The organism is Streptacidiphilus anmyonensis, from assembly GCF_000787855.1.
Classification (GTDB): Bacteria; Actinomycetota; Actinomycetes; order Streptomycetales; family Streptomycetaceae; genus Streptacidiphilus; species Streptacidiphilus anmyonensis.
Map to the genome: position 1 here is coordinate 21,706 of NZ_BBPQ01000086.1, position 10,307 is coordinate 32,012.

The following is a 10,307-nucleotide window of genomic DNA, read 5'->3' on the forward strand; positions in this document are numbered from 1 at the left end:
TCAGACCTGAGAGGTACCGGTCATGGGCTTCAAGTTCTCGCTCGTCCTCAACCGCACGATCACCGCGAAGGAGACCGCCGCCCTGCGCGACGCCGGCTGCGGCGAGGCCGCCTTCGGCACCGACACGCTGCCGACCGACGCCTCGGTGAAGGTCACCCGCCTGGACTTCGACGACACGCTGTCCGCGACGCTCGCCGAGGCGATCGAGGCGGGCCTCGAGGCCGTGAAGAAGGTCCCGGACCTGAGCGTCCCCGGCCTGAACGTGCCGGCCCAGGCGGCCGACCGCGCCGCCGCCGGACAGGAGCAGGACGCCGACCCCGCCGCCCTCCTCGCGGACGGCGCGGACCTGGTCGAGGCCGCCCTCGTCGACTGACCGGCCACACGGGCGCGATCGCGCCTCGAACGAAAGGCCATGGCTCACCGGACCGCCATGATCGGCGGCGGCCCGGTGAGCCGCGTTCATTTCAGTGCGCGTTCATGTCAGGCCGCGCTCATGCGGTGCGCCGGTTCAGTTCCCGGTGAGCTTGAACGTCTGCGTCCCGCTTGCCGTTGAACAGGTGTTGGTGTTTATGTCGGCACCCGTGGGCGGTCCGAAGGAGATGCACTCGTCGAAGTTCGGGTTGTAGATGGTGCCGTCGGGCCGCAGTTCCCAGGCCTGGCTGGCCGTGTTGTTGCAGGGCTCCACATCCACGGGGGTGCCGGGTATGGGGCCTTGCCCGGTCAGGCAGCCGGTGCCGGTGGCGGTCGCGCTGGAGATCGTGCCGTTCCAGTTGTAGTTCCAGGACTCGAAGACGTTGGGGCCGACGGCGCAGTTGCCGATCTGCGGATTGGCGCCCATGGCCTGGACCGTGCCGAGGCACGAGTCGTAGTTGCCCTGCCTCTGAATGCGGCCCTCGGCGATCGTCGTGATCAGGCTCTGAGAAAGCGCGCCCGTACACGGGGAGAGCGTGGCGCCCTGTCTGGCGACGAGCGTCAGGCACTGGGCGGCGGCGGAGCTGACGATCGAACCGCCGGGCACCTCGAGCCACTGCTGCGTCGGCGTCGAGGCGCACTTCGTGCCGGAGACGGCGCTGCCGGACGAGTCCAGGCACACGGTCTGGGTGGTGCCGCTGCCCGTGGTCGTGGTGATGGTGCCGTTGGTGTTGAAGGACCAGTCCTGACCGGCCACGTTGACGTTGCTGCAGGGCGCGGCCGTCGTCCCCGCAGAGCCCTGGTCGAGGCAGGTGTTCGGGTCGGCGGCCAGGGTGACGGTGCCGTTCTGTACGGGTGCGAAGAACTGCTCGCCGTTCGAGCAGGGCTGAAGGCTCATCGGGTCAGACGGGAGTGTGGACGGAAGCTGCGCGCCGGCCTCGTTGGTGGCGGCCTGGGAGGAGAGGCAGCCGCCGCCGGCGGGGTTGGCGAGGGTGCCGTTGGGCATGAACTGCCACTGCCGCGCCGGGATGGTGCTGCAGGGGCCCATCTGGATCAGGTTGCCGGGGTTGGTGCCCCCGCCGAAGTTGGTCAGGCACTGGTCGTTGTCGTTGCCGATCGTGCCGTCCGGCCGCACCGCCCAGTACCCGTTGGTGGTCGCGTAGTTCGGGGCGGCCGGGCACGGGTTGAGCGTGAGCGCGATCGGCTTCGAGGTCGGGGCCGTGGTGACGCAGAGCCCGGGCTGGGCGCCCGAGTGGATCGGCCCGAAGGCCGGGGTCGTGACCGGGTTGAGGGTGTCGGTGGTCGCCGGCGGCGCGTCCCACACCTGGCTCGGCCTGCCGGTGCAGGTGGACAGGCTCATCCCCTGCGGGCTGATGGGCTGGCCGAAGAGCGAGGTCGCCGGGGTCGAGTCCAGGCACTTCCCGGTGGACGGGTTGAAGATCCATCCGGCGGAGGTGAACTCCCACAGTTCATTGGGGCCGGTGCAGCCGCCGGCGTATGTGCCCACCAGGTTGCCGTCGGCCGTGCCCTGGCCCGCGTTGTCGAGGCACACGTTGTAGGCGCTGTTGTGGAAGGAGCCGCTCGCGCCGAGCAGCCACTGCTGCGCACTCGTGGAGGTCTGGCAGGACTGGAAGGACAGCAGTCCTTCCGGCGCGCCGCCCGGGGCGCCCGTCTGGAGGCACATGCCGGGCGTGCCGGCCTGGGTGATCGACCCGAACGCGGGAGTCTGCCGGTCGCCCGGAACGCCGAACTGCTGGGTGGAGGACGAGGGGTTGCACGTGCGCAGGCTCATCCCGTTGCCGTTCGGGGGCGTCGGGCTCACCGGCGTGGTCGGCGCGGAGGTGTCCAGGCACTTGCCGGTCAGCGGGTTGTAGATCTTGCCGTTGGGCAACCCGAGCCAGACCTGGCCGGCGCCGCCGTTGCACTGCCAGAGCTCGACCTGGTTGCCGTCGGCGGTGCCCTGGTTGTAGTCGTCGAGACAGTACCCGCCGTCGGTGATGGTGCCGTTCGCGTTGGCGGTGAACACCTCGGTCGCGTTGTTGGCGGAGCAGAAGTCCAGCCACAGTTGGGTGTTGTCGCCGATGGTCCCGCCCGACCCCGTTGCCGCGTCAAGGCACATGTTCGGGTTCGGGGGGTTCGTGATCTGGCCCGACTTGGCCGTCGCGGGGAAGCTCGAGCCGAACTCGACCGGCATGTGGCCGGAGATCGTCGCCGCCCCGTTCCCGTTCAGGCTGTTGACGCGGTGAGCGGTGATCCCTGAGGGCGGATCCGACGTCACCATGTAGTCCAGGGACAGGGTGCCGTACGTGGGATTGGCGGTGTCGTAGACCAGGCTCACGCCGGGGGGCAGCGACGGCCAGACGCTGCCGTTGAACGCATTGCGGTTGAAGTCGCCGAGCACGGCCCAGTCGACGATGCCCAGGGTGCTCATCTGCGTGGCGATGTTCGCCACCATCGGCCCCGCGTCGTTGGCGGCGGCGTTGGACGTCCCGTTCCCGCCGCCCCGGAACGTCCAGAACACCGATGTCCCGCCGCCGCTGTCGTCGGGGACCTGGATCCCGAAGCTCGGGCTCGAGTTGGACGCGGGCTGGACCGAGGAGGAGTCGCTCCAGGGGGCGGGGTCCGCAGCGTAGAAGCCGCTCGCCTGCTGGTGGGAGACGATCGCGAGGTAGCCGCCCACGCCCTTCGTCTGCAGGACGTAGAGCCAGAGCCCGTTCCATTTGTACCAGTTGACGAGGTACTGGGTTCCCGCCGGAGACACCACGGTGATCGTCGCGTCGACGGGCAGGTTCGGCGGGGTCCCCGCCTCCGACAGGGCCAGCACGTCGACCGTGCCGGCGAGGGTGTAGACCGAGTTCCAGTTCTGCCCCCCGTTCATATCCCAGGTGGCCGACCGGTCGGCGCTCACGGCGGCGGACGCCGGGCCGGCCGCCGCCCCCACCGCCCCCGCGATCCCGGCCGCCAGGACGGCCCCGGCGACCGCCCCGTGGGCGAGCCGACGCCATACTGAGGCGCCGGCCCTCCCGTCGGATTTCCTTCTCGACTCGAACACGAATAGCCCCTTCGTCGGTGTCCGGGCCCGCCGGGCGGCGGGCCCGGCCGTGGCCAACGACCCCTCACAGCAGAGTTGTCCGGTGGTCGACCTCGACGATAGGAGCCGGGCCGGGTGATCCCGTGTACCGCGTCGTCCCAGGTCAGGACGGCCAGGCGGCAGTAACCGGCAGGATTGGGGACCTTGCCTACGTATCCGCGCCCTCCGTAGGGGTGAATTCCAGAGCGGCTTCCCGGCCTCGGCGCGGGGCCTGGGTAGCCTGCGTCCTGCACGCGGCGGCATCACTGCAGTCGGCGCCCGGGCCGCGCACACGACCACTCAGGCGGCCCGCGCGGGCTGGGGGGCATGGGCGGCTTCGCGGCGTCGGCGCAGCACGTCGCCGCGTTCGCCCTCGGTCAGGCCGCCCCAGACCCCGTACTCCTCCGCGCACCGCAGTGCGTACTCGCGGCACTGTGCCAGGACCGGGCAGCCGGCGCAGACCCGTTTGGCCGCCTCCTCCCGTTCCTCGAACGTCCGGCCGCGCTCCCCTGCGGGATGGAAGAACAACCTGGTGTCCACGGCTGCGCACGCCGCCTGCTCCTGCCACGCCCAGGCCCACTCCACCTGCCCGGGAAGTTCCGGCTTACGTCCCATCAGCCGTGTGCCCCGCTCTCATTCATCGCGTGTCCCAGTCCTTGAGGTCCGTCAGTGCCAGGGGAGCATCAGGTAGTAGGCGCCGACCTGCTGGGGGTACTCCGCGGGCGGGCTCGTGCGCTCCCCCCGGTGACTCAGCCGTGGCTCCGGAGGGTCTCCTTGACCTTCGCGATCGCGAAACCCCACCCCTGCTGGACGGTCGGCTTTCCGGGGACCGCCAGTTCCTGAGGGTTGGTCAGGACGTCCAGGAGCACCGGCCCCGGAGTGTCGAGCGCCTGCTTGACGCTCTCCTGGAGCGTGGCGGGATCGGTGACGCGGATGCCCGTCAGCCCGAGGGCGCCGGCGACCGCGGCGAAGTCCGGGTTGTCCAACTCCGTTCCGAACTCGGGCAGCCCGGCCTGCTCCTGTTCGAGCTTGACCATGCCCAGCCGCCGGTTGTCGAACACCACGAGCTTCACCGGCAGACGGTAGGTCTTGACGGTCATCAGATCGCCCAGCAGCATGCTCAGACCGCCGTCCCCGCAGAACGCCACCACCTGACGGTCGCGGTCCCAGAACTGCGCGCCGATGGCCTGGGGCATCGCGTTGGCCATGGAGCCGAGGTTGTACGACCCGAGGAGCCGGCGCCGACCGCGCATGGTCACGAACCGGGAGAGCCACACCGTCGCCATGCCGGTGTCGGAAGTGAAGATCGCGTCGTCGGCGGCGCAGGCGTCGACCGCGGCGGCCAGGGCCTCGGGGCGGACGTCGTGGTCGCGGTTGTCCAGCGCGCCGCGCAGGCGACCGAGCAGGCGGCGGTCGTGCTGGGGGTCCGTCAGCCGCCTCTGGCCCGAGCGCCACTCCTCGAAGCGCTCGCGGGCGGTCTCCAGGTGTGACCGGTCCGCGACGCGCTCGAGATGGGGAAGCAGCGAGCGCAACGTGGCCGCGGTGTCACCGATGAGACCCGTGTCGACCGGCACCCGGCGGCCGAGGTTGCGCTCTTCGAGGTCGATCTGGACGACCTTGCACCCGGTGGGGTACCAGTCGCGGTACGGGAAGTCCGTCCCGAGCAGGATCAGCGTGTCGCAGGTGTCCAGGGCGTGGACCGCCGCCGGGTTGCCGATCAGGCCGGTCTGGCCGACCTGGTACGGGTTGTCCTCTTCGAAACCCTCCTTCGCCTTCAGGGTGAGGACCATCGGCGCGGACAGGCGCTCGGCGAGCGCCAGCACCTCCTCGCGGGCGTCCCGCGCGCCGCGCCCGACCAGCAGGGTGGCGCGGCCCGCGCCGTTGATGAGGTCGGCGGCCTTGCGGACGTCCGCGTCATCGGGGCGGGTGACGGGGCGCGGGTGCGGAAAGCGGCTGGGACGGTCGTCGGCGAGCTCGCGATCGCCCAGGTCTCCGGGGATGGTGAGGACCGCCACGCCGCGTTCGCCCATGGCGCTGCGGACCGCGGTCTCCAGCATCCGCGGCATCTGGTCCGCGGAGGTGACCGTGGCGCGGTAGACGGCGACGTCGCGGAAGAGCAGGTCGTTGTCCACCTCCTGGAAGTAGTCGCCGCCCATTTCGGCCGAGGGGACCTGCCCCGCGATGGCCAGGACCGGGGTGCGGCTCTTGGCAGCGTCGTACAGGCCGTTGAGCAGGTGCACGGACCCGGGGCCGACGGTGCCCATGCACACCCCCAGGGTCCCGGACAGCTGCGACTGGGCACCGGCGGCGAAGGCCGCGGCCTCCTCGTGGCGGCAGCCGACCCAGTCCAGGCCCTCGGTGGTTCGGATGGCGTCGGTCAGCGGGTTCAACGCGTCGCCGACGACGCCGAAGACATGGCGCACCCCCAGCTCACGCAGGGCGTCGGTGATGACTCGGGCGACGGTACGTGCCACGTGGGGCTCCCTTGTGAAGATCTCGGACGGTGAAGTGGTCCTCAGACGGTGAACCGGTCGGGGTCGGCGTGGTCCCAGTCGCGCGCCCAGGGGGCGGGCACGCCGTCGTGCAGCAGCCCGCCCGGCTCCAGCCAGGGGTAGATGTCCGCGTACGTGCGGATGGTGTGCGGATCGAGCCTGCGGTGAAGCATCTGCGGCCCCAACTGCGAGGGTTCGCAGACCCCCATCGCCGCCATGATCTGAAGGGCGCTCCTGACGGTCGCCTCCTGGTAGCGCCGCACCCGCTGCGACTTGTCCCCCACGTGCAGGGCGCGGGCTCGGCGCGGGTCCTGGGTGGCCACGCCGACCGGGCAGGTGTTGGTGTGGCAGCGCTGTGCCTGGATGCAGCCGACGGCGAACATCATCGCCCGCGCCGCGTTGGTGAAGTCCGCGCCCTGGATCAGCCGCTTCACCAGATCACCGCCGGTGGCCACCTTGCCGCTGGCGCCGATCCGGACCCGGTCGCGCAACCCGGCCCCCACCAGGGCGTTGTGGACGGTCATCAAGCCCTCGGTGAGCGGCATCCCGAGATGGTCGGCGAACTCCAGCGGGGCGGCGCCGGTGCCGCCCTCGGCCCCGTCGACGATGATGAAGTCCGGTGCGACGCCCTCCTCCAGCATGGCCTTGCACACCGCGAGGAACTGGGGGCGCGAGCCGACGCACAGCTTGAAGCCGGTCGGCTTGCCCCCGGCCAGCTCACGCATCCGGCCCACGAAGCGGACCAGCTCGCGCGGGGTGGAGAAGACCCGGTGGTAGGGCGGGGAGATAACGGTGCGCCCCTCGGCGACACCCCGCACCCGAGCGATCTCCGCGTTCACCTTGGGCCCGGGCAGCACACCGCCGATCCCCGGCTTGGCCCCCTGACTGAGCTTGAGGGAAACGCACTTGACCTGCGGTCGGGCCGCCTTCTGCGCGAACCGGACCTGGTCGAAGTCCCCGTCCTCGGTCCGGCAGCCGAAGTAGCCGGTGCCGATCTCCCACACCAGGTCCCCGCCGGGCCGCAGATGGTACTCCGACAGCCCGCCCTCGCCGGTGTCGTGCGCGAACCCGCCCTGTGCGGCTCCGGAGTTCAGGGCCAGCACCGCGTTCGCCGACAGCGAGCCGAAGCTCATCGCGGACACGTTGAGCAGCGCCATCTCGTACGGCTGGGTGCAGTCCGGTCCGCCGACGCGCACCCGGGGCGCCTCGGTGGGCACGGCGACCGGGGCCATCGAAGGCACGAGGAACTCCCGGCCGCTCTCGTACAGGTCCAGCTCCGTGCCGAACGGCTCCTCCGCGTCGGTACCCTTGGCCCGCTCGTAGACGATGCTGCGGGTGTCGCGGTCGAACGGACGCCCGTCCACGTTGCGTTCGACGAAGTACTGCTGCACCTCGGGGCGGATGCCCTCCAGAGCGAACCGCAGGTGCCCGAGGACCGGGTAGTTGCGCAGCACCGAGTGCCTGCGCTGCGTCACGTCCGCCACCGCCACGAGCAGCAGCGCCAGCAGCGGCACCGCGGCGAACCACCACCACGGTGACACCACGATGACGGCCGCCGTCGCGACGACCGCTCCACACCCCAACCAGGCAATCCACAGAAATCTCAGCACAGCCACCGTCTAACCCGGGACTGCGGCGCCCAAGCGTCCCACAGCGCGACCGAGCGAAATCCCGGGCCTGGACGGGCTGCCTGCGCCGAACCCGACAGTCAGGAGCGCCGGCGGGCGCAGGAATCCGCGACCGACAGCGACCGGACGGCTTGAGGCAGCCCCGGCAGGCCCTCACCTCCGCGGCAGGAGCAGCGTCAGGGACGGCAGGAGCAGCAGGCTGCTCAAGGCCGCGAACGCGCGCCGGTCGTACCAGATGATGGCGGCGAACTCCCTTGTAGCGGCCGTGAGCCAGTAGGAGCCGGTCGTGGGGGCGCCGACGACGGCACCGCGCAGGCCGACACGGCGCATGACCAGGGCCGTGCGCACGACGTGGAAGTCGCTGGTGACCACCACGCAGCGGCCCGCGAGGCCCTCTTCCCTCATCAGGTCTGCGCTGCGGGTGAGGTTCTCGTCGGTGTTGCGGGACCGGTCCTCGAGGAGCACCCGCCCGGCGGGCGCCCCGTGGGCGACGAGGTAGCCGAACATCGCCTCGGCCTCGGAACGCTCCTCGTCCGGGCCCTGGCCGCCCGAGACGACGATCATCGGATCGCCGCCCCTGGACCGCAGAACCCGGTAGACGGCGAGGGCACGCATGAGGCGTCCGGCGAGCAACGGGGTGACCTCGCCACCGTCCAGCCCCGCGCCCAACACGACCAGGAAATCCGCGCGTCGCCGGGGCCACAGGCTCCCGCGGAACTTCGTCAGCCCCAGAAAGCTCACGAACAGCACCGTCAGATAGGCGGTGGGCACGCCGACGAGTACGCGCGCCACACGCAGCGCCTCCCCTCCACCGCCCACCGCCGTCAGGCCCACCGCGGCCGCCAGGAACAATCCGGCCGCGAGGGTGGCTGCTTGCGGCGCCGCCAGGCCGTGTCGGCGCAGAAGCAGCAGACCGTCGGCGGTGAGCGCCACCCCGAGACCGGAGACCACGAGAGCGCACACCAGAGCAACGGACCAGGAGACCGGAGCCTCACCGGGAGGCTCGGACAGGTCCGCACGCACGGCCAAGCCCACGGACGTCGCACACAGGGCCAGCATGGTGCAGCGGCGCAACGGCTGGCGACTGCCGGTCGCCGCAAGGAGAAAGAGCACCGCCGACACCAGCTGAACCGTGCGCGCTGTCATCCGCGTTCTCCCTCTCGTGTGTCCCGAAGGCCCCTGCCCCGCACCCGGCCCGGTCACGCGCCGGCCAAGGCTCCTTGCCTCAGCTCCCCTTTGATGCTCGTGAGGTGGGGACGCGCGGGCAGCGATCGCGTGATGCCGATCGCGTCATGCCGGGGTCCGCGGGCCAGGCTGGGCAGGAAGCGCAGCCGTTGCTTCCTCCTCGCTCGTACGGCCCCAACGCCAGAGCAGAACTCCCAGGCTGAGCGCGCAGGCGGCGATCACCGCAGCCCGAACCGGCAGCCGTCGTCCGCTCGGTCGGAGGTGATGACCGTCGCGGGCGGCCAAGCCTCCCGCGGTGTGCCGGGAACGCTCGACGGCTTGCCTGGCCGTGTCCTGCACCGGTCCGGCGGACCGGCGTACCTGCTCGGCGGCTTCCTCGAGGTTCAGGGCCGCTGCCGCGTCCTTGCCACCGTGTCGCAGCAGCTCCACGCCCGCGGCCACGGCCGACCGGGCCGTGTCGGCCGCTTGCCCGGCGTGCGACGTGAGGCTGTCCGCGGCGTCGGCGGCGGCTTTGACCACGGTCTCGGCGCGGGCCTGTGCGTTGGTCTCCATACTCATGGAAGGCATCCCCTCTCGTTGACGATGTGCGCGGTGGCGGTCTGGTGTCGTCTCACCCGCTACGGCCTGGGGCACTCGTGCTGCTGCGCGGAAGGCGGCCTCGCGGTGGGTGGGGCACATGCGGACGCGGTTCGGGGGCACACGTGGCGTGATGCCGGAGGCGAAACGTCACGGGTGCTCCCCGCGCCGCTCATTGCGCAGACGCCCGATGACGGCCACGACCGCACGGCGATGCGCCCCATCGGCCGCATCGGCCGCATCGGCCGCCTCCCGCCCAGCAACCGTCCGCTGCCCAGAGGCCCCGCGAGGACGCCACCGCAGCCTTCGAAAGGACCGTGATGACCGTCGCGGAAGTCCTGCTCTTCGCCCCGCTGGCCCTGGCCGGATTCTGACCTCAGCCGCCGGATTCCGGGGCCCCGCCGGCCGCCACCGCCGCAGCCGCTGACCAACACGGCCCTTCGTCGGCGTGAGAGCAGCGGCCGATCGGCTGAGGCGGCGTCAACCAGATCGTGCACGACGGGCCACACGACGCCGCGGACTGCGTCGGCGCGCCCCGCGGGCGCTTCCGCCCGGCCCCGCGGCGGTCAGTGAGGCAGTCAGCGAGGCCGTGTCAAAGAGGAAGCGGGACGGCGGAGATCCCTGATCCGGCAGCGGGTTGTCGCGATCAGCCCGGCGGCGTGGCCCCGACGCTGCCGGATGCCCGCGTGGCCGCCCCGACGCCCGCCCGGAAGGCGGGCACCCCCGCGCGGACGCGTCCGAGCGCCCCCTGCGCCGAGCGGGCCAGCTCGCCGAGGCGGTGGGCCGCCGTCAGCTGGAAGCTGAACGCGTGGGCGCGGTCGTCGAAGCGACCGTGCGACCCGCTGGCTCCCGTGATCACCACTGTCCGGCTGCGCGCGTCGTCTCGTGTCATGAGGCGCGTGTTTCCCCGATCGTGACTCCTCCCCGGCGTAAACGCCGGGGCCT

8 protein-coding genes are annotated in these 10,307 nt (G+C 71.5%); 1 reads left to right on the plus strand and 7 read right to left on the minus strand.

Annotation, left to right across the window (positions count from 1 at the left end):
- The first annotated feature begins 22 nt into the window (after positions 1 to 22).
- Positions 23 to 373 carry a hypothetical protein gene (locus tag TR50_RS38065; protein ID WP_042433467.1) on the plus strand — a complete coding sequence of 117 codons (351 nt, stop codon included), beginning with the start codon at positions 23 to 25 and terminating at the stop codon, positions 371 to 373.
- A gap of 135 nt (positions 374 to 508) precedes the next feature.
- Here the strand turns inward: TR50_RS38065 and TR50_RS38070 are convergent, their stop codons facing one another.
- From TR50_RS38070 to TR50_RS38105, 7 genes are all read right to left on the minus strand, one after another.
- Positions 509 to 3,463 (minus strand): ricin-type beta-trefoil lectin domain protein, encoded by a 2,955-nt coding sequence (locus TR50_RS38070; RefSeq protein ID WP_152648855.1) that lies wholly within the window; start codon positions 3,461 to 3,463, stop codon positions 509 to 511.
- A 318-nt stretch (positions 3,464 to 3,781) separates the two neighbouring features.
- Positions 3,782 to 4,096, minus strand: a complete 315-nt coding sequence (locus tag TR50_RS38080; RefSeq protein ID WP_042433479.1) for a WhiB family transcriptional regulator — start codon at positions 4,094 to 4,096, stop codon at positions 3,782 to 3,784.
- Between the two features lie 134 nt (positions 4,097 to 4,230).
- Positions 4,231 to 5,955, minus strand: a complete 1,725-nt coding sequence (locus tag TR50_RS38085; protein WP_042433482.1) for a thiamine pyrophosphate-dependent enzyme — start codon at positions 5,953 to 5,955, stop codon at positions 4,231 to 4,233.
- A gap of 41 nt (positions 5,956 to 5,996) precedes the next feature.
- A complete protein-coding gene (locus tag TR50_RS38090; RefSeq protein ID WP_439654274.1) occupies positions 5,997 to 7,556 on the minus strand; it encodes an FMN-binding glutamate synthase family protein in 1,560 nt (519 codons plus the stop codon).
- Positions 7,557 to 7,754: 198 nt separating this feature from the next.
- Positions 7,755 to 8,747 carry a YdcF family protein gene (locus tag TR50_RS38095; RefSeq protein WP_052441799.1) on the minus strand — a complete coding sequence of 331 codons (993 nt, stop codon included), beginning with the start codon at positions 8,745 to 8,747 and terminating at the stop codon, positions 7,755 to 7,757.
- A gap of 144 nt (positions 8,748 to 8,891) precedes the next feature.
- Positions 8,892 to 9,344, minus strand: a complete 453-nt coding sequence (locus TR50_RS38100; protein ID WP_152648856.1) for a hypothetical protein — start codon at positions 9,342 to 9,344, stop codon at positions 8,892 to 8,894.
- Positions 9,345 to 10,008: 664 nt separating this feature from the next.
- Complete coding sequence (locus tag TR50_RS38105) at positions 10,009 to 10,254, minus strand: hypothetical protein (protein WP_152648857.1); 246 nt, start codon at positions 10,252 to 10,254, stop codon at positions 10,009 to 10,011.
- Between the last annotated feature and the right edge of the window lie 53 nt (positions 10,255 to 10,307).

Excerpts from the sequence above, each read along its gene's own strand:
- TR50_RS38065 (WP_042433467.1), top strand. The coding sequence starts at position 23 with ATGGGCTTCAAGTTCTCGCTCGTCCTCAACCGCACGATCACCGCGAAG.
- TR50_RS38080 (WP_042433479.1), bottom strand. The coding sequence starts at position 4,096 with ATGGGACGTAAGCCGGAACTTCCCGGGCAGGTGGAGTGGGCCTGGGCG.
- TR50_RS38095 (WP_052441799.1), bottom strand. The coding sequence starts at position 8,747 with ATGACAGCGCGCACGGTTCAGCTGGTGTCGGCGGTGCTCTTTCTCCTT.
- TR50_RS38100 (WP_152648856.1), bottom strand. The coding sequence starts at position 9,344 with ATGAGTATGGAGACCAACGCACAGGCCCGCGCCGAGACCGTGGTCAAA.
- TR50_RS38105 (WP_152648857.1), bottom strand. The coding sequence starts at position 10,254 with ATGACACGAGACGACGCGCGCAGCCGGACAGTGGTGATCACGGGAGCC.